20 protein-coding genes and 1 pseudogene are annotated in these 18,805 nt (G+C 55.2%); 20 read left to right on the forward strand and 1 reads right to left on the reverse strand.

Annotated elements, in window-relative coordinates; all coding sequences use genetic code 11:
- Window position 1: 1 nt before the first annotated feature.
- The 5 genes from rsxD to gloA all read left to right on the forward strand — a co-directional run bounded on the left by rsxD (window position 2) and on the right by gloA (window position 3,646).
- Entirely contained in the window at window positions 2-1,054 is a 1,053-nt protein-coding gene (rsxD, locus tag AB5Y68_RS04750; protein ID WP_010674314.1) for an electron transport complex subunit RsxD, read from the forward strand.
- A gap of 43 nt (window positions 1,055-1,097) precedes the next feature.
- A complete protein-coding gene (rsxG, locus tag AB5Y68_RS04755; RefSeq protein WP_010674313.1) occupies window positions 1,098-1,730 on the forward strand; it encodes an electron transport complex subunit RsxG in 633 nt (210 codons plus the stop codon).
- Between the two features lie 16 nt (window positions 1,731-1,746).
- Window positions 1,747-2,505, forward strand: a complete 759-nt coding sequence (locus AB5Y68_RS04760; protein ID WP_039038674.1) for an electron transport complex subunit E — start codon at window positions 1,747-1,749, stop codon at window positions 2,503-2,505.
- Between the two features lie 14 nt (window positions 2,506-2,519).
- Window positions 2,520-3,161, forward strand: a complete 642-nt coding sequence (nth, locus tag AB5Y68_RS04765) for an endonuclease III (RefSeq protein WP_005302279.1) — start codon at window positions 2,520-2,522, stop codon at window positions 3,159-3,161.
- 77 nt (window positions 3,162-3,238) lie between these two features.
- Window positions 3,239-3,646, forward strand: coding sequence for a lactoylglutathione lyase (gene gloA, locus AB5Y68_RS04770; RefSeq protein ID WP_039038673.1), 408 nt, complete (start codon window positions 3,239-3,241; stop codon window positions 3,644-3,646).
- Between the two features lie 69 nt (window positions 3,647-3,715).
- Here the strand turns inward: gloA and AB5Y68_RS04775 are convergent, their stop codons facing one another.
- Window positions 3,716-5,347 (reverse strand): methyl-accepting chemotaxis protein, encoded by a 1,632-nt coding sequence (locus AB5Y68_RS04775; protein ID WP_039038672.1) that lies wholly within the window; start codon window positions 5,345-5,347, stop codon window positions 3,716-3,718.
- Between the two features lie 295 nt (window positions 5,348-5,642).
- Between AB5Y68_RS04775 and AB5Y68_RS04780 the strand changes: the two genes are divergently transcribed.
- From AB5Y68_RS04780 to AB5Y68_RS04850, 15 genes and pseudogenes are all read left to right on the forward strand, one after another.
- Complete coding sequence (locus AB5Y68_RS04780; protein WP_039038671.1) at window positions 5,643-6,572, forward strand: ZIP family metal transporter; 930 nt, start codon at window positions 5,643-5,645, stop codon at window positions 6,570-6,572.
- Window positions 6,573-6,714: 142 nt separating this feature from the next.
- The gene (locus AB5Y68_RS04785) at window positions 6,715-7,473 is read left to right on the forward strand and encodes an ABC transporter substrate-binding protein (protein WP_039038670.1); all 759 of its coding nucleotides are present in this window, start codon (window positions 6,715-6,717) and stop codon (window positions 7,471-7,473) included.
- A gap of 100 nt (window positions 7,474-7,573) precedes the next feature.
- Window positions 7,574-8,266: a 5'-methylthioadenosine/S-adenosylhomocysteine nucleosidase gene (gene mtnN / locus AB5Y68_RS04790; RefSeq protein ID WP_010674306.1), complete on the forward strand. Its 693-nt coding sequence runs from the start codon at window positions 7,574-7,576 to the stop codon at window positions 8,264-8,266.
- 26 nt (window positions 8,267-8,292) lie between these two features.
- The gene (locus AB5Y68_RS04795) at window positions 8,293-9,225 is read left to right on the forward strand and encodes a cobalamin biosynthesis protein (RefSeq protein ID WP_039038685.1); all 933 of its coding nucleotides are present in this window, start codon (window positions 8,293-8,295) and stop codon (window positions 9,223-9,225) included.
- Between the two features lie 61 nt (window positions 9,226-9,286).
- Window positions 9,287-10,063 carry a cobalamin-binding protein gene (locus AB5Y68_RS04800; RefSeq protein WP_234703995.1) on the forward strand — a complete coding sequence of 259 codons (777 nt, stop codon included), beginning with the start codon at window positions 9,287-9,289 and terminating at the stop codon, window positions 10,061-10,063.
- Window positions 10,064-10,166: 103 nt separating this feature from the next.
- A pseudogene (gene pseB, locus AB5Y68_RS04805) lies at window positions 10,167-11,172 on the forward strand (UDP-N-acetylglucosamine 4,6-dehydratase (inverting)).
- A complete protein-coding gene (pseC, locus tag AB5Y68_RS04810; protein ID WP_039038667.1) occupies window positions 11,169-12,314 on the forward strand; it encodes a UDP-4-amino-4,6-dideoxy-N-acetyl-beta-L-altrosamine transaminase in 1,146 nt (381 codons plus the stop codon). The pseudogene pseB and the gene pseC overlap by 4 nt, the downstream one beginning before the upstream one ends.
- 57 nt (window positions 12,315-12,371) lie before the next feature.
- Entirely contained in the window at window positions 12,372-13,082 is a 711-nt protein-coding gene (gene pseF / locus AB5Y68_RS04815; RefSeq protein WP_080769855.1) for a pseudaminic acid cytidylyltransferase, read from the forward strand.
- The gene (locus tag AB5Y68_RS04820) at window positions 13,079-13,783 is read left to right on the forward strand and encodes a PIG-L deacetylase family protein (RefSeq protein ID WP_080769854.1); all 705 of its coding nucleotides are present in this window, start codon (window positions 13,079-13,081) and stop codon (window positions 13,781-13,783) included. Before pseF ends, AB5Y68_RS04820 begins: the two co-directional genes overlap by 4 nt.
- On the forward strand, window positions 13,783-14,820 hold the full coding sequence (gene pseG / locus AB5Y68_RS04825; RefSeq protein ID WP_080769853.1) for a UDP-2,4-diacetamido-2,4,6-trideoxy-beta-L-altropyranose hydrolase: 1,038 nt from the start codon (window positions 13,783-13,785) through the stop codon (window positions 14,818-14,820). Before AB5Y68_RS04820 ends, pseG begins: the two co-directional genes overlap by 1 nt.
- Window positions 14,817-15,875, forward strand: a complete 1,059-nt coding sequence (locus AB5Y68_RS04830) for an N-acetylneuraminate synthase family protein (RefSeq protein WP_080769852.1) — start codon at window positions 14,817-14,819, stop codon at window positions 15,873-15,875. Before pseG ends, AB5Y68_RS04830 begins: the two co-directional genes overlap by 4 nt.
- A complete protein-coding gene (locus tag AB5Y68_RS04835; protein ID WP_200885999.1) occupies window positions 15,872-16,333 on the forward strand; it encodes a DapH/DapD/GlmU-related protein in 462 nt (153 codons plus the stop codon). The genes AB5Y68_RS04830 and AB5Y68_RS04835 overlap by 4 nt, the downstream gene beginning before the upstream one ends.
- The gene (locus AB5Y68_RS04840; RefSeq protein ID WP_080769851.1) at window positions 16,320-17,339 is read left to right on the forward strand and encodes a DegT/DnrJ/EryC1/StrS aminotransferase family protein; all 1,020 of its coding nucleotides are present in this window, start codon (window positions 16,320-16,322) and stop codon (window positions 17,337-17,339) included. The genes AB5Y68_RS04835 and AB5Y68_RS04840 overlap by 14 nt, the downstream gene beginning before the upstream one ends.
- Window positions 17,336-17,989, forward strand: a complete 654-nt coding sequence (locus tag AB5Y68_RS04845; protein WP_039038665.1) for a WbqC family protein — start codon at window positions 17,336-17,338, stop codon at window positions 17,987-17,989. The genes AB5Y68_RS04840 and AB5Y68_RS04845 overlap by 4 nt, the downstream gene beginning before the upstream one ends.
- An 11-nt stretch (window positions 17,990-18,000) precedes the next feature.
- The gene (locus AB5Y68_RS04850) at window positions 18,001-18,681 is read left to right on the forward strand and encodes a class I SAM-dependent methyltransferase (protein ID WP_080769850.1); all 681 of its coding nucleotides are present in this window, start codon (window positions 18,001-18,003) and stop codon (window positions 18,679-18,681) included.
- Window positions 18,682-18,805: the final 124 nt, after the last annotated feature.

The raw sequence follows: 18,805 nt of genomic DNA on the forward strand, positions 1-18,805 counted from the left end.
CATGTTCAATATCGCGAGTGCGCCCTTTGCCCACAACCGCAAACAGACCCAGACCCTGATGGTGCTGGTGATCCTGGCCTGCCTGCCCGGCTTCCTGGCGCAGACCTGGTTCTTCGGCTGGGGGACCCTGATCCAGATCCTGCTGGCGCTGGTCACGGCCCTGGGTTCGGAGGCCCTGGTCCTTCGCCTGCGCGGCCGCCCCGTCAAACCGGCCCTGCTGGATGGCAGCGCGGCGCTCACCGCCGTGCTCATCGGTCTCTCCCTGCCCCCCCTGCTGCCCTGGTGGATGCTGGTGCTGGGCACGGCGTTCGCCATCATCATCGCCAAGCATCTCTATGGCGGGCTCGGTCAGAACCTGTTCAATCCTGCCATGGTGGCTTATGTGCTGCTGCTGGTCTCCTTCCCGGTCCAGATGACCAGCTGGCTGCCCCCTTCCAGCATCGCCGCCTACGACATCGGCTTCGCCGATGCGGCCTCGGTGATCTTCACCGGCTTCAGCCTCGACGGCTACAGCATGCTGCAGCTCAAGCAGGGGGTGGATGGCCTGACCATGGCCACGCCGCTGGATACCTTAAAGACCGGGCTGACCCAGGGGCTGACCGCCACCGAAGTGATGACCCACAAGGTCTTCGAGGGCTGGGGTGGCATCGGCTGGAGCTGGGTCAACCTCGGCTACCTGCTGGGAGGCCTCTTCCTGCTCCAGCAGAAAGTGATCAACTGGCGCATTCCGACTGCCGTGCTGGGCGCATTGCTGCTCGCTGCCACCCTGGGCTATCTGGCCACCCCGGATGCCACCGCCACCCCCATGCTGCACCTGTTCAGCGGTGCCACCATGCTCGGGGCCTTCTTCATCGCCACCGATCCGGTGAGTGCCAGCACCACCGCAAAGGGGCGCCTCGTCTACGGTGTGCTCATCGGCGTGCTGGTCTATGTCATCCGCCGTTTTGGCGGCTATCCGGATGCCTTCGCCTTCGCCGTGTTGCTGGCCAACCTGTGCGTTCCCCTGATTGACAGTCTGACCCGCCCCAAGGTCTATGGAGCCCGTCGCAAATGAACCCCCATCTGAATTGCCGCAGACGCGAGACAGGGAGCCTCCCATGTTGAAAAGCATGCGCAAGAATGGCCTGACCCTGGCCCTCTTTGCCCTCGGCTGCACCGCCATGGTGGTGCTGACCAACGAACTGACCCGGGATCGCATCGCCCACCAGCAAGAGCTTGAGAAGCTGCGCACCCTGCAGGCCCTGCTGCCCGAGGGGAGTTATGACAATGATCTGGTGGCCAGTTGCAAGCTGGTCAGCAGCCGGGAATACCTGGGCAGCGATGAGCCCATGCCCCTCTATACCGCCACCCTCAAGGGGGTGCATACCGGCTACGCGCTGGAAACCGTGGCCCCCGATGGTTACAGTGGAGCCATTCGCATGGTGGTCGGCACCGATGCCAAGGGGGCCGTCAGCGCGGTCAGGGTGCTGGCCCACAAGGAAACCCCGGGGCTTGGTGACAAGATAGAACTGAAGAAATCCAGCTGGATCGACAGCTTCACCGGCAAGTCCCTCACGGCCGACAACGACGCCACCTGGGCGGTGAAGAAGGATGGCGGCGAATTCGACGCCTTCACCGGAGCCACCATCACCCCGCGGGCCGTGGTCAAGGCGGTGAAAAATTTGCTGAGGCTGCAACAGGAGCACCCCGAACTGCTGCACGATGCCCCCTCCTGCCATGCCAACCCCTAACGCCGGAGCACACGCTATGGAACAAGTCGACGTGATTGACACGGCCAGCCAACCCGCCGGGGAAAGTGGCCGCCGCGAAGAGCTCAAGGAGCTGATGCTGCAGGGACTGTGGAAGAACAACCCCTCCCTGGTGCAGGTGCTGGGACTCTGCCCCACCCTGGCGGTCTCCTCCACCTTTACCAATGCGTTGGGGCTCGGCCTTGCCACCATGGTGGTCCTGGTCTGCTCCAACCTCGCCGTCTCACTGGTGCGCAACTGGGTGCCCAAGGATATCCGCATCCCGGTCTACGTGATGATCATCGCGGCCCTGGTGACCAGCGTGCAGCTATTGATGAACGCCTACACCTACGGCCTCTATCAGGCGCTCGGCATCTTTATCGCCCTCATCGTCACCAACTGCGTCATCATCGGCCGCGCCGAAGCCTATGCCTCCAAGAACCCGCCCCTGCTTGCCGCCCTCGACGGCTTCATGATGGGGCTGGGCTTTACCCTGGTGCTGCTGGTACTGGGGGGCCTTCGCGAGATCATCGGCATGGGCACCCTGTTTGACGGTGCCGAGCTGCTGCTGGGTGACTGGGCCAAGTCATTGCGCGTCGAGCTGTTCCACGCCGACGCCAGCCTGCTGCTGGCGATCCTGCCCCCCGGCGGCTTCATCGGCCTCGGTTTGATGATCGCCGGCAAAAACGCCATCAACGACTGGATGGGCCGCAAGCAGAGTGCCGAGAAGGCCCACTGCACCGTGCCGGCGCCGGGCGCCCGCACGACCCAGCTCTGAGACAAGAGAGAGCCATGAACAACCAGAAACGCAGGCTGATCCTGGAGCGGTTGCGCGATGACAACCCCCATCCCACCACAGAGCTCAACTTCACCACGCCCTTCGAGCTGCTCATCGCCGTGCTGCTCTCGGCCCAGGCCACCGACGTGAGCGTCAACAAGGCCACCGACAAGCTCTATCCGGTGGCCAACACCCCCCAGGCCATGCTGGATCTGGGGGTGGACGGGGTCAAGGAGTACATCAAGACCATTGGCCTCTTCAACACCAAGGCCGAGAACGTCATCAAGACCTGCGCCATTCTGCTGGAGCGCCACGGCGGCGAGGTGCCGGAGAATCGCGAGGCCCTCGAGGCCCTGCCCGGCGTCGGCCGCAAGACGGCCAACGTGGTGCTCAACACCGCCTTCGGCTGGCCCACCATCGCCGTCGACACCCATATCTTCCGGGTCTCCAACCGCACCGGCTTTGCCGTGGGCAAGAACGTCGATCAGGTGGAGGAGAAGCTGCTCAAGGTGGTCCCCGCCGAGTTCAAGCTGGACGTGCATCACTGGCTCATCCTGCACGGGCGTTACACCTGTCTCGCCCGCAAGCCCCGCTGCGGCTCCTGCATCATCGAAGATTTGTGCGAATACAAAGAGAAGGTCTATCCCGAGAGTTGATCTGCAGGCCTCTGCGGATCCGGTCTCGGGCCATGGATTCAAGGCAGTACCAATCCACCAACCCGGAGAATTGAGCAATGAGAATTCTGCATACCATGTTGCGCGTCGGCGATCTGCAACGTTCCATCGACTTCTACACCCGAGTGCTGGGCATGACACTGCTGCGCAAGAGCGAGAACAGCGAATACAAGTACACCCTGGCCTTCGTCGGCTACGGCGACGAGAAGGATGAAGCCGTCATCGAGCTCACCTACAACTGGGGGGTGAGCGAGTACGAGCTCGGTTCCGCCTATGGTCACATCGCCCTGGAAGCGGACGACATCTATGCCACCTGCGAGGCGCTGCGCGCCGCCGGCGCCAAGATCACCCGCGAACCGGGCCCGGTGAAGGGCGGCACCACCGTCATCGCCTTCGTGGAAGACCCGGACGGCTACAAGATTGAGCTGATTGCCAAGAAAGACGCCGGTAACGGCCTGGGCGCCTGAGCCCACGCCGCCTGGCGGTGAGAAAAACAACGGGGCCCAGGGCCCCGTTTTCATTGGCTGCAACCACCGTCAGGCCAGGCGGAAGCGCCCCATGCTCTGGCGCAGACCCGCCGCCAGCTGGCTCAGCTCCAGACAGGCTTTGGCGGTGTGATCCGCGCCGGTCGCGACCTCGTTGGAGGAGTCGTTGATGCGCGCCACGTTGCGGCCCAGTTCATCGGAGACCGCATCCTGCTCGCCACAGGCACTGGCAATCTGGATCGCCATGTCGGCTATCTGGGCCACCGCCTCTTCAATCTGACGAATGCCCACGCTGGTGCGTTCGCTCTGACTCACGCACTGGCGGATCATCTCGCAACTCTGGCCGGTCACCGACTTCGCCCGGTTGGCACGAGCCTGCAGGGTCTCGATGATGGCGACGATTTCGCCGGTGGAGGCCTGGGTACGCCCCGCCAGGGTGCGCACCTCGTCGGCCACCACCGCAAAGCCGCGCCCCTGCTCACCGGCACGGGCCGCCTCGATGGCGGCATTGAGTGCCAGCAGGTTGGTCTGGTCGGCAATGCCGCGAATGACATCCACCACCAGGTTGATCTGGGCAGACTCTTTCTCCAGTTCACTCACCAGGTTACCCGTCTGCTCCATCTCACCGGCCACCCGGGTGATGGCATCCAGTGCCCCCTGCACATCCTGACTGCCGCGACGAGCCAGGGCATTGGCGGAGCTTGCCGACTCCGAGGCCACCTCGGTGTTGCCCGCCACATCCGCTACCGTCGCCTTCATCTGGGCCATGGCGGTGGCGACCTGGGCTATCTCCTGCTGCTGGCTCTGGATCCCCTGGGATGATTGCTCGGAGACCGCGCTCACCTCCTCGATGGCGGCCCCCAGCTGGGTCACGGCGGCGGCCACCTCCTCGATGAGCCCACGCAGGTTGTCCTGCATCTTGAGGGAGGCGCTGGCCAGCATCCCCAGTTCGTCCTGCCCGATGTGCTGGCGATCCAGCCGATGGGTCAGATCCCCCAGGGCGATGGCATTGGCCTGGGCCACCACGGCTTGCAGGGGCAGGCAGATCTGGCGGGTGAGGAACCAGGTCATGACCCCCATGAAGATCAGCAGGGTCGCGATGCTCACCACGGCAAAGGTCATCACCATGGTGACGCTGCCAAGCAGGCTGCCACGGTTCTCTTCCACAAAGCCAAGATTCACCTTCACAAGTGCACGCACCGCCAGCTCCAGCTCGGTGTAGAGCCCGTTCGAGCGAAACAGCGCCTCCCTGGCCTCATCCCTGCGGCCCTGGAACAACAGGGCATCCACCTGGTTGACGGCCCCCAGATATTGCAGCCACTGCTGCTTGACGCGGTTGAAGGCCTGGCGTTCATGCTCGGCCCCCACGGTTGCCTCGTAGGCATCCATGACCTGCTGCACCTTGCCCAGGCTCTCCTGGATGCGGGCGCGGCGAACCTGCCTGTCGACGGCATCTTCCACCATCAGCAGGGCAAACTGGGCACGGCGCACATAGGAGACGTCATAGAGCAAGTTGTCCACCGAGAGCACGCTTGGCAGGGTGGAGTCGGTGAAGTTCAATACCCGATCCCGAATGTCCCGCAGTTCGGTGGCGAGAAACAGGCCGAAGACGGCGTTGATGACGGCAATGACCGCAAAGACGGCGGCAATCTTCTTGCCGATGGAGAGATGCTTGTAAGACATGTTGGCTGGTGATCCTCGACTGCAGATGTGCAGTGACACAATGATCACATCCGTGTAAGCGGTGACCCGAGACTCCTGACGGGAAATGACGATGGGAGCGAAGAGAGGGGATCCCTTGCTTCCCGCTCGCCCCACGCCGGGCCTTGTGCCCGCCACGAGGCTGCCAGCACAGTAGCGACCAGCTCGACGCAAAACTTGAGCCGATTGCCACAATCGGTCCGCCGTCATGGACAAAGCAGGGGCCAGGTTATGTAATGGCCGCTCGTCTCTCCCCATTCCTGTCTTCAGAGGCCCCATGGACAACGTATCGACCCTCTCCCCTTCCTGGTCTGTCCAACTGCGCGAGCAGATAGCGGATCGCCCCCTCATCGCCCTGGGGCTGCTGCTCGCCCTGGTCGCCGTGCTGCTGCTCCTGGTGCAGAGTCTCGTCATGCTGGCCGCAGGAGAGATCACGCCCGGGGTACGCTATGGCCTCATCGGCGGCGCTGCGGGTTTTGCCGCCACGGCGCTGGGCGCCCTGCCTGCCCTGTTCCTGCGCGCCGTTCCCCAACGGGTGGAAGATGCCATGCTGGGGTTCGCCGCCGGCATGATGCTGGCGGCGAGCGCCTTCTCCCTGCTGCTGCCGGGGCTCGAGGCCGCCGAGGGGATCACGGGTGACGGCTTCCTCGCCGCCGCCGTGGTGGTGGCCGGCATGACCCTCGGGGTGCTGCTGATGCTGGGACTGGATCAATTCACCCCTCACGAACACGACAAGACCGGCCCCTGTGGTCCCGGCCATGAGAGCTGCTCACGGGTCTGGCTGTTCGTCTTCGCCATCGCCCTGCACAACCTGCCCGAAGGCATGGCCATCGGGGTCAGCTTCTCCCAGGGAGACATGACGGTGGGACTGCCCCTCACGACCGCCATTGCCCTGCAGGACATTCCCGAAGGGCTGGCGGTGGCGCTGGCCATGTGCGCAGCCGGTTTTCGCCCGCCGGTGGCCGTGCTGGTCGCCATCGGCAGCGGCCTGCTGGAACCGCTCGGCGCCCTGCTCGGGGTCGGACTCGCCAGCGGCATGGCCATCGCCTACCCCATCGGCCTCGGGCTCGCGGCTGGTGCCATGCTGTTTGTTGTCTCCCACGAGGTGATCCCGGAAACCCATCGCAACGGCCACCAGACCCACGCCACCCTGGGGCTCATGGCGGGCTTCGCCCTGATGATGACCCTCGACACCGCACTCGGCTGATCACCCCCCTCAAGCCCCGTGCGCCCGGTGACGACAGCGCGAACCCCTTGAAATAAGAGGGGGAAATCGCCTAATGTTGAGCACCCGGCGCCCTTTGACTGGTTGATGTACGGCGCCTGAATCCCATCGGAAGCCTGCCCGGATGACCCCCAGGATAATCCTGCTGCTGTGTCTGCTTGTCCTCACCGCCAGGACCATTGGCGCCACCGAGGTCTTTCATACGGCCGCGCAGCAGGCGTCGTCCCCCAAGTACGTGACGCTCCCCGACGGGCATGTCGGCGGGATCTGCGTCGATCTCTTCCGGCTCATGGAAGCGAGGGAGCCTGCCCTTCGCATTGAGGGAGATCAGCGCTTCCTGCCGCTGCGACGGCTGGAAAAGAAGGTGCAGCACGGCCAGCTGGACTTCATCTGCGGCGTGGGAGAGAGCCCGGCCAGGCGGGATCACTTCATCGTCCTGACCCCCGCCATCTTCACGGTGCGCTACCACCTGGCGGTGCGCCATGACGATCCCGTCGAGATACGCAGCTGGCAGGATGTCAGGGCCCTCGGCCAGGGGGGCATCATCCTCATCAACCATGGCAGCGGTGCTATCGCCCGGCTCCAGGACATCGGCGGCCTCATCATCGACAGCGGCGGGATCAGCAACCAGGCCAACTACGAGAAGTTGTTGATGAAGCGCGGCCGTTTCGTCTACTACCGCTCCCCGGGGTTTGAGTCCGACTTGCGCGAACAGGGGCTGGCCGACAAGATCCGCATCCTCCCCACCGTGATGGAAGAGACTCCCTTCTACATCCTGTTCCATCGCCACAGTGCCCCAGAGCGCCTGACCCTGTTCGCCAACACCCTGCAACGGCTCGCAGACAGTGGTGAACTGGCCGCCCTGGCCAGACGCTACCCCTGACCCCCCATCCGCGCCATCGCAATGCTCGGCGCCACCGCCAAGTTTTGCTATCATCCACGCCAACTTTTTCGGCCCAGCGGCCATCGAGACGAGGTAGATGATGAAAGTAGGTATTATCGGCGCCATGGAGCAGGAAGTGGCCCTGCTGCGCAGCCAGCTGAGCGAGCCCACCACCCTGCAACTGGGCGGCTGCGAGTTCTATCAGGGTAAGCTGGCCGGTAAAGAGGTGATCCTGACCCGCTCCGGCATCGGCAAGGTCGCCGCCAGCGTCGCCACCAGCCTGCTGCTGGAGAAGTTCGCTCCCGATTGCGTCATCAACACCGGTTCCGCCGGCGGCTTCGCCCAGGATCTGCACATCGGTGACGTGGTCATCGCGAGCGAGATGCGCTTCCACGACGTGGACGTGACCGCCTTCGGTTACGAGATGGGCCAGATGGCCCAGCAGCCCGCCGCCTTCCCCTGCGACGAAAAACTCATCGCCCTGGCACAGGCCTGCATTGCCGAGCAAGGCAAGCACCAGACCAAGGTCGGGCTCATCTGCACCGGCGATCAGTTCATGTGCAAGCCGGACGCCATCGCGAAAGCCCGTGCCGACTTCCCGCAGATGCTGGCGGTGGAGATGGAAGGGGCCGCCATCGGCCAGGTGTGCCACATGTTCAAGGTGCCTTATCTGGTGGTACGGGCCATGTCGGACATCGCCGGCAAGGAGCAGGTGGAATCCTTCGATGCCTTCATCGAGGTGGCGGGTCAACACTCCGCCGAAGTGATCATCGCGCTGCTCGGCAAGCTGTGATCGACGCCCCCTCCTGGGATGCTCTGATGACTGCCCTCGCCTCCACGACGGCGGCCATCATGGTGGGGGCCGCCCTGCTGGAGGCCCTGCTGCCCTGGCCCGTACGCTTTAGACCCGGCGCAGCCGTGCCTCTGCTCACCCGCCTCGGCCAGAAGGTCTATCGCCCCGACGGCACACCGCGCCAGCAGAGCCAGGCCGGGCTCCTTGCCCTGCTGGTGGTCTGGGTGCCCTGCGCTGCCGGTCTCTGGGCGGTGCGCAATCTCTCCCTGTCCGAGCCCCTGTTCGACCTCCTGTTCCTGCTGCTGATGCTCGAATCCCGCCCCTTGCGGGAACTTGCCCGGGGGAGCCGCGCCCTGGCGACCCAGGAGACGCTGGTCGTGGCGAGGCTGCAGGTCGCCCCCTGGCTCAAGCGGGAGACCGGCAAGCTCTCGGTGATGGGGTTGAACAAGGCGGTGAGCGAGACCTGCGTACTGCGCCTCGTGGGTCAGTGGGCCGCCCCCCTGCTGGGCTTCGCCCTGGCCGGGGTACAGGGTGCCCTGCTGGTGCGGCTCGCCCAGTTGACCCATCTGGCGTGGAACCCCAAGCAGAACGCGTTCGTCCACTTCGGCCGCCCGGCTGCGGCGCTCTATCAGGGTTTCTGCGCCCCCGCCATCCTGCTGCTGGCGCTTCCCCTGTGCCTGACCCAGGTGCGCGGGCTGGGCAACAGAGTGCGACCTGCGTTGCATTGGCCCCATCCCGCCATGGGGGTCCTGCTCGCGCTGCTGGCCCGGGCGACGGGCAGCCGACTCGGCGGCCCCCGCTACTATCAGGGCCAGCTGGTGCGCTTTCCGGTATTTGATGAGGGGCGCGAACCCGATGCCAACCTGCCCCTGCGCCTGCTGCAGCGTCTGCAACTGACCGGCTGGGGCTGGCTCGGGCTCTCGCTGCTCCTGACATGGATGGCGCTCAATCATGGCTGATCGCGTTTCCCTTCGTGCCCTGGGCCTGTTTGTCTGCCTGCTGGGCACCTCACTGTGCGCCATGGCCACCCCGCCGCTGCGCATCGTGAGCCTCACTCCCCATCTGACGGAACTGCTGTTCGATATCGGCGCCGGGGATCGCGTGGTCGCCACCGACGATGCCTCCGATTACCCCGCCGAGGTGACCAACCTCCCCCGGGTGGCCAACTATCGCAGCATCAACCTCGAGGCGCTGCTGGCCCAGAAGCCGGATCTCATTCTCGGCTGGCGCTCGGCTCAATCACGGATGCTGGCCCCGTTGGAGCAGCTGGGTATCCCGGTTTTCTACTCTGAGCCTACCGATTTTGCCTCGCTGGCCGTAGAGATGCGGGCGCTGGGCAAATTGCTGGGGGTGGAAAAGAGCGCCGACGAAGCCGCCGATCGCTATCTGGCACGCCTGCATTCCCTGCAACAGCGCTATGGCCAACCAACCGGCGTCAAGGTGTTCTACCAGCTCTGGTACCCGCCGCTCACCAGCGTGAGCGGTAACGCCTGGCCTGCGCAGGCCATCGAACTCTGCGGCGGAGTCAACGTCATGAGCAATGCCAGAACACCCTATCCTCAGGTGAATATGGAACAGGTCATCAGGGCCAACCCCGCGCTGATCCTGGCCGGGAGTCAAGATCCTGACGCCCTGCATCACTGGCAGCAGTGGCCAAACCTTGATGCGGTGAAACATCACCGACTGATGCTGGTCAGCTCCGATGAGCTGCACCGATTCACCCCAAGAGCCCTCAATGCGGTGGAGGATATATGCCGCACGCTCGCCAGCGCTAGCACCAGGCGTGGTGACAATTAACCCAAAAAAGCCATTCAGATCACATCAACCAATCAGCGTCTGCAAATGGCACAGAAAGTGCTTTAGAATTTTTCAAATACCAACCTCATCATGGGGCACCATCATGTTCAATGGAAAAACAATTCTGGTTACCGGTGGCACTGGGTCATTTGGCAAAAAATTTATTGCAACCGTGCTATCCCGTTACCAGCCTGCACGACTGATCGTCTACTCCCGTGATGAACTCAAGCAGTTTGAAATGCAGCAGCGTTTCAATGATCCCTGCATGCGTTACTTTATCGGCGATGTGCGCGATGGCGAACGCCTCGATATGGCGATGCGCGATGTCGACTTTGTGGTACATGCCGCTGCGCTCAAGCAAGTGCCGGCAGCCGAATACAACCCGATGGAGTGCATCAAGACCAACGTTGGAGGAGCCGAAAACGTTATCAAGGCCGCTCTCAACAATGGCGTGCAGAAGGTCATTGCACTCTCGACCGACAAGGCTGCCAACCCGATCAACCTTTACGGGGCAACCAAGCTCTGTTCTGACAAGCTCTTTGTCGCTGCCAACAATATGGCGGGCAAGAACCCGACCATCTTCTCCGTGGTGCGCTACGGCAACGTGGTGGGGTCGCGCGGCTCTGTGGTGCCCTTCTTCGATCGCCTGATCAAGGAAGGGGCCAGCAGTCTGCCCATCACCCATGGGGAGATGACCCGCTTCTGGCTCACCCTGCAACAGGGGGTGGAGTTCGTGCTGACCAACTTCGCCCGCATGAAGGGGGGGGGAAGTGTTCGTTCCCAAGATCCCGTCCGTGCGCATCACGGATCTCGCCAGCGCCATGGCCCCCGAGCTGCCCCAGGAAGTCATCGGCATCCGCCCGGGGGAGAAGCTGCACGAGGTAATGTGCCCGGCCGACGACTCCTACCATACCTATGAGTTCAAGGACTATTACGTCATCGCCCCCAGCATTACCTTCAATCACCGTAGCGATGACTTCTCTGTCAATGCCATAGGAGAACAAGGTTGCAGCGTGCCTATAGGATTTGAATACAACTCTCTCAATAATCCCGTCTTCATGTCCCAGAGTGAGTTGCAGCAGCTCAACAAGGAGGTATTGGCGGAATGATCCCCTATGGTAAACAGGACATTTCGACGGCAGATATTGCCGCAGTCAATGCAGTACTAAGCTCCGACTTCTTGACTCAAGGCCCGAAAGTCGCCGAATTCGAACAGGCACTCTGTGCCTACACAGGGGCCAGGTATTGTCTGGTGGTCGCAAGCGGTACAGCGGCCTTGCATCTGGCGGTCGCAGCAATGGAATTGCCCGAGGGTAGTGAAGGCATAACTACACCCAATACCTTTGCCGCTACGGCCAATAGCATGGCTTACTGTGGTATCAAGCCTGTATTCGCCGATATAGACCCCATCAGCTATAACCTATCCCCCAGCTCAGTATCGGCCCGTATAACTCCAGCCACTCGGTTACTCAGCCCTGTTCATTTTGCAGGCCAACCTGCGGACATGCCGGCTCTTTCCCTCATCGCCAAACAACATGGTCTAAAAATCATCGAGGATGCGGCCCATGCAATTGGTTCCTGCTACGCCGACGGCAGTCCAGTGGGAAATTGCCTGTATTCGGATGCCACAGTGTTCTCATTCCATCCCGTCAAAACGATCACCAGTGGTGAGGGAGGGGCGGTGATGACCAATGATCCAGTGTTGTATCAGCGCATGTTGCTGCTACGCAGTCATGGCATTACCAAGGATCCTGCTCTACTCAGCCAACAGCCCGGGCCTTGGTATCACGAGATGCAGACGCTTGGCTGGCATTACCGCATGACTGACATGCAGGCGACTCTTGGCTTGAGCCAGTTGCAACGCCTAGATCTGTTCAAGGCGCGCCGCCGTACCCTAGTGGCGCAATATAACCAGGCGCTGGCAGAACTTCCCTGGCTTAAGACCCCTCAGGAAATGGAGGGACTCTCCTCTTGTTTCCATCTCTATGTAGTAGAAATAGATTATGCGGCTATTGGTAGGAATCGCAGCCAGGTCATGGATTCATTGATGGCTGACGGCATTGGCACTCAGGTTCACTATATTCCTGTTTATCATCATCCTTGGTATCGTGAGCAATATGGAGACAAAACAGGATCATGTCCGGTAGCAGAGCGTTATTATCAGCATTGTCTCTCTTTGCCTCTCTATTTCACTCTGAGTGACGAAGAGCAGCGCCACGTGATCCAAGCTATGCAACGCTTGACCCGCTAGTCAGATAATGATGATTGTCACTCCTGACAGCCCGACCTCGATGACATGGAACCTCCTATGACCATATCACAGACCCTGGCCATCATCCCTGCGCGGGGAGGCAGCAAACGCATACCGGGTAAGAATATCCGTCCTTTTGCTGGTGTTCCTATGATTGTGCATTCAATTAGAGCTGCGCAGGAAGCGGGCTGTTTTGATCAAATCATTGTCTCAACCGATGATGAACAGATCGCAGACGTTTCCCACAAACATGGGGCCAGTGTGCCATTTATCCGCCCTCCGGAATTGGCAGATGACCATGCCGGAACCCAAGAAGTGATCGCACACGCCATTAACTGGGCCATCTCACAAGGATGGCAACTCGGTTCGGTGTGCTGCCTTTATGCAACAGCACCTTTTGTACGCGCAGATGACCTACGCACTGGCCTAAAGATGCTTGAGGGGAGCCATCAGCATTTTGTTTTTAGTGCCGGTACATTTGATTACTCTCCTTACAGAGGATTTGTACGATCTGGTGATGGTGTCGAAATGCTTTTCCCCGAACACTTTCCCACCCGCTCTCAGGACCTCCCCTTGGTTTTACATGACGCTGGACAATTTTATTGGGGTACCCAAGATGCTTGGCTCGAGAGTAATATATTGTTCAGCCATCTGGCTACACCACTGATATTACCACGTCATCTGGTTATCGATATCGATACACTAGAGGATTGGCATCAGGCTGAACTTATGTGGCATCTTCAAAAACAGCAAGGTCTTATCGTATGACGACATTATCTCGAAAAGTGCTAGTCGTTGCCGCACACCCTGATGATGAGGTTTTGGGATGCGGAGCAACAATTGCTAGCCATAGCGAGCGAGGTGACCAAGTATCGGTTCTTATTATGGCTGAAGGTGCAACCTCTAGACTCTCCAAACGGGAACGCTCGGTGGTAATGACGGAGTTAACTGAGCTGAATAGCGCTGCACAGATAGCAAATAGCATTCTAGGTGTAAAGAGACTCCACTTACTAGACTTCCCAGATAACCGGATGGATAGTGTCGACCTGCTTGATGTTATTAAAGTTATCGAAACCGAGATAAATGAATGGCAACCAGATATTGTTTATACCCATCATGTTGGTGATGTGAATATAGATCATAGGGTCATACATGATGCCGTTATCGCAGCAACCCGCCCCTTGCCCGAAAGAAAACTCCAAACAGTTCTCTTTTTTGAGATTGCATCAAGTACAGAATGGCGCCCAGCAGCATCTGCTTATCCCTTCTCACCCAATTGGTTCGTCGACATTACGCCACACTGGCAGAAAAAAAAGCTAGCACTCGAGGCATATGCTTCAGAAATGCGCTCCTATCCACACCCTCGTTCGCTTGAAGCGGTAGAATACTTAGCAAAATGGCGAGGGGCCTCTGTTGGATATCATTATGCTGAGGCCTTCATGCTTGGCCGTCACATATTAGGTGCCTAATGATTGTATTTCGTACCGACGCATCAATGAGCTTAGGATATGGGCATGTCATGCGCTGCCTTGCACTTGCTGACGCATTTAAGCAATTAGGGGAAAAATCTGTCTTTATTTTTTCCAAAAATGGAGATGCACTCTGTGAAGAGGTGGTTAAGAAGGGGCATGAATATAGAATATTGACCTCTTCACCTCTGCATTCTCTTGGTGAAAGCGAGCAAGCTGATGCCTATGCTACGTTATCTAAGCTATCGACCTCCACGAAACTCATGGTAGTCGATCATTACCAACTGAGCATGGGTTGGGAAGAGGTAATTACTGAATCCGAAATTTCGTTACTGGCAATAGATGATATTTTCCGCCCCCATTGCAGCCAGTTCCTTCTAGACCAGAATGTCATTAAAAATGAAAACTTCTATGTGGATAATATATCAAAAGAGTGTGTCTACTTCTTAGGCCCTCGCTATGCCCTATTGTCTAAACCCTTCCAACATCTTCGACATCGTGTAAAAACAAGAAGCAAGCTGGAAAAAATAATTATTTTCTTTGGTGGCACAGATCCAGATAATGAAACGGAAAAAGCTCTGCTAGGGGTGTTGGCTGCAAATAAAGACTTTAAAATAGATGTCGTTATTGGTGGCAATAACCCGCATCGAAGCCGGTTATTGGAGTTATGTAGTTCAACACATACTACACTGCATATACAGACCCCACATATGGCTAGGCTGATGCTCGATGCAGACCTTGCCATTGGAGCAGGAGGAAGTGCGTCCTGGGAACGTTGCTGTATGGGGCTGCCTGCATTAATCAGCACTCAGGCGGATAATCAGGTCCCTATTGCAGCAACACTACATGAATTGGGTGCAGTAATTAATTTAGGTATGGTAGATAACCTTACTGCCACAGATTATCGTACTGCAGTTGAGCGCCTTGACCCCAACCTAATAAATAATATGTCCGCAGCGGCTATGTTAATTACCGATGGTAATGGAGCAAGCTATGTAGCGTCATCTATTATATCTACTCTGGAGAAGATGAAATGACAGTTGATATCAACACTCTATTTTCTAACAAACCAATTGAGAATAGAGAACCGTATATCATACTTGAGGCAGGTATTAATCATAATGGCGATGTCAATATCGCAAAAAAAATGATCTCTGTCGCTAAAGCGGCGGGGGCTAGTGCTATTAAATTTCAAACATTCAAAGCTGATGAATTTGTCGGCGATCCGGAGTTGCTCTTTACCTACAGCTCGCAAGGTAAAAAAGTCACTGAGTCGATGCTGGATATGTTTCGTCGCTATGAGTTTTCAGTAGCAGAATGGCATAGCATAAAGAATTTCTGTGATGAGAAAGAGATAACATTTTTATCTACACCGCAAAATGTTACTGATATGGAGTTGCTACTTCAACTAGGTGTTTCTGCGCTGAAAGTTGGATCCGATGATTTTACCAATATCCCCTTGCTTAAGCAGTATAGTGCCACCGGATTACCACTTCTCATCTCTTGTGGAATGGCTAATCTTGGGGAGGTTTATCAGGCTCTTGATGTTACAGGTGCAATGGAAGGCAAACCTGTCGTATTGATGCTATGTACTTCTCAATACCCGACACCAGTAGCTGATGTAAATCTGAGTAAATTAAAAACTCTTGCGGCAGCGTTCCCAAATTTAGTATTGGGATTTTCAGATCATACCCAAGGACCCTTGGCTGCAGCAATTGCATATGGTTTAGGCGCTGTAGTATTCGAAAAGCACTTCACACTCGATCATCAATTACCAGGCCCAGACCATTGGTTTTCAGAAGATCCCAACGGTGCTCGAGAATGGATATCTGCGATCAGAGACGCCTACCTGATGCTTGGCTCTCCTCTTATAAGACCTACAATTGCAGAGCAAGATATGAAAGTATTGGCTCGCAGAAGTATCACTGCATTAAAAGATATTACGCCAGGTGAGATACTCAGTAATATAAACATCGGATTGCGCAGACCTGGTAATGGGCTACCACCAATTCACCTCGACGATGTACTGGGGAGAGTGGCAAAACACAACCTTAAGAAGGGCACATTACTTTCTTGGGAAGACATGTCATGATGAAGCAAGATGAATACAAGCAGCATTTTTATGATTTGACTACTTTCAAAGAAAATCCTTACCATCCATTAGTATGGATACTAGGCACTCCTGTCATTGGAGAAAATGTTTATATTGGTGCCTTTAGCGAAGTTAATGCTACAGGTGCTAACGTTGTCATTGGTGCTCAATGTGATATTGCATCCTTTGTTACCATTAACTGTGCAGATTCTCACTTAAAGTGTATTGAACTAGCGAATGATATTGATAGAAAAGATATTATCCTGGAAAATAATGTTTTTGTAGGATCCCATTGTGTAATAAAAGGTGGTGCCTACATAGGGCATCATTCTGTAATTGCTGCCGGTACTATCGTTGATGCTGGCCATATTCCTCCATACTCATTAGTAATTGGTAACCCTATGATAGTAAAGGAAGGCTACTATTTTAAAGAGATCGAAAAAAATGATCCCACATAATCGGCCGACACTTGGTCATGAGGAATCTGAAGCAGCCGCTAGAGTATTAGCATCCGGGTGGATTGCACAAGGAGAAGAGGTCTTAGCCTTAGAAGAAGAGTTTGGTGAATATATAAACTTGCCAGCAGAAAATATTGTCGCCGTCAGTAGTGGCTCTGCCGCACTTTATATGGCATTAACGATAGCAAATGCCAAAAATAGATATATATCTTCCTCTGCCTACTCATGCCGATCCATATTAAATGCGATACAGTTATCTGGTGGTATACCAAATTTTTTGGATATTGAAGAAGTAGTAGTAAACGCCTCATTAAAAAAAAGCAATGCAGACATTTATGTCATCGCCCATATGTTTGGCCTCCCAGACTTGAGCGTGGATAAAAAAAGAAACTATTTTTTAATTGAAGATGCTGCGCAAGCCCTTGGAGCCAAGATAAAAAATATACAGGTGGGTCTTTTCGGAGATATCGGTGTGTTTTCTCTAGGTGCAACTAAAATGATAACGAGTGGTGGGCAAGGTGGTATTATAATATCAAGGAATAGAGATATCTCCAATATGGCAAGAAAAATGAGAGATTATGACTCAATTGTCGATGCCATACCAAGATTTAATTTTCAGATGACAGATATTCAGGCTGCCATTGCCAGAGAGCAATTAAAAAAATTGCCTGAGTTTATTTTTCGTCGCGCCAATATATTTAAAAAATATCAGGAAGCAGGTCTACCTGTTATTGACAGTATAAGACAAGATGTGAAACCGGTTAGGTTTAGAGCCGTGATTTTCACTGATAGTAAAAAGGTCATATCCTGTCAAAATGCTTTGCTTGAAAGTGGTATCAGATCCATAGTACCAGTAACAGAGGATGAACTGCTTACTACAAATACATTGGTACCTAATGCAGCCGATTTAAGCAAAAAAACACTCTCGATACCGATCTACCCTTCCCTTTCAGATAATGACGTCAATAAAATAATTTCTGTCTGTACGAGGGCACTAAAACTATGATCATCAGCATCCATCAACCCGCATACCTACCCTGGCTAGGCTACATAGAACGTATCAAGAAAAGCGACTTATTTATATTTCTCGACACTGTGCAATTTGAAAAGAATAGTTTTACCAATCGAAATTTAATTAAAGGTGCCAATGGCCCATACTGGCTAACAATCCCCGTCAAAAAAAAGGGACACTTAAACAAGAGTCTGTTCGATACTGAAATTGTAAGAGATGTAGACTGGCGAAAAAGTCATTTGATGTCCATCAAAAGCAGCTACTCAAAAAGTGCTTCATTTCATGAAAAATATGAAAAGATATATAAACTCTATGACAATAATGAGACACGCCTGGCCGATCTGTGTTTTAACCATCTGTTATTTTGGCTAGATGAGCTAAATATTAAAACCAAAATCATCAGGTCTTCATCACTGAATATCTCATCAAAAAAGTCAGATCTTATCTTAGATATCTGCCAAGAAGTAGGTGCAACGACCTATCTCTCTGGCCCTATGGGAAAGAACTATCTGGAGGAAAATGATTTCATCTCGAATGGGATAAGATTGGATTATCATTACTTTGAGCCAACGCCCTACCCGCAATTGTTTGGTTCATTTATCCCTTTCATGGGCATTGTTGATTACTGGTTCAACGTTAAATAAAGGCTTGCTCAATGGCATATTCTAATGAATGGAATGAAGCATACAAAAACAACTCTCATATGAGCATCTGGCCATGGAGTGACCTTGTATCGTGCGTATATCGATATGCAAATCCTAAAGATGGCTATCAACGTGTACTGGAACTAGGCTGTGGTGCCGGCGCTAATATTCCATTATTTCTTGCACTAGATTGTAGTTATTATGGCGTTGATGGTAGTCAGATTATTACAGCCAAACTCCTTGAAACCTACCCACAGCTGAAGGGAAAAATTATAACGAGCGATTTTTCAAAAGTACATCACTCCGAATTTGATAACTATTTTGATCTTGTAATCGACAGAGCATCTATTACCCATAACGACACCTTCGCTATAAAACGAATTCTTGAATCTGTCATTATATATCTCAAACCCGGAGGAAAATTCATTGGCATAGACTGGTTCTCCACACAACATAGTGACTTTGAAAAGGGTCATGCTATCGATAGCTACACAAAAACCAACCTTCCTCACAAAAGTCAATTTTCAGGGGTAGGTCAAGTACATTTTAGTGACAAAGAACATATAATTGAATTATTTACAGATGCCGGCTTCATTATTGAACGACTGGAACATAAGGAAAGAGTATCCATATTGCCAGACAATAACCACCTTTTTGCAAGCTGGGATATTATTGCATACAAACCACTATAAATTAATTTAATAGCCCGACTGAATTTTATTGGGCTATTAATAACATAAATTTAATGCGACGATCGCTTGTTTTGGTTTGTTGTATACATTTTTAGTTATCACCAGACACCGGTTTGAGACCGAT

The sequence above is a fragment of the Aeromonas sp. R6-1 genome (assembly GCF_040908165.1).
Classification (GTDB): Bacteria; Pseudomonadota; Gammaproteobacteria; order Enterobacterales; family Aeromonadaceae; genus Aeromonas; species Aeromonas caviae.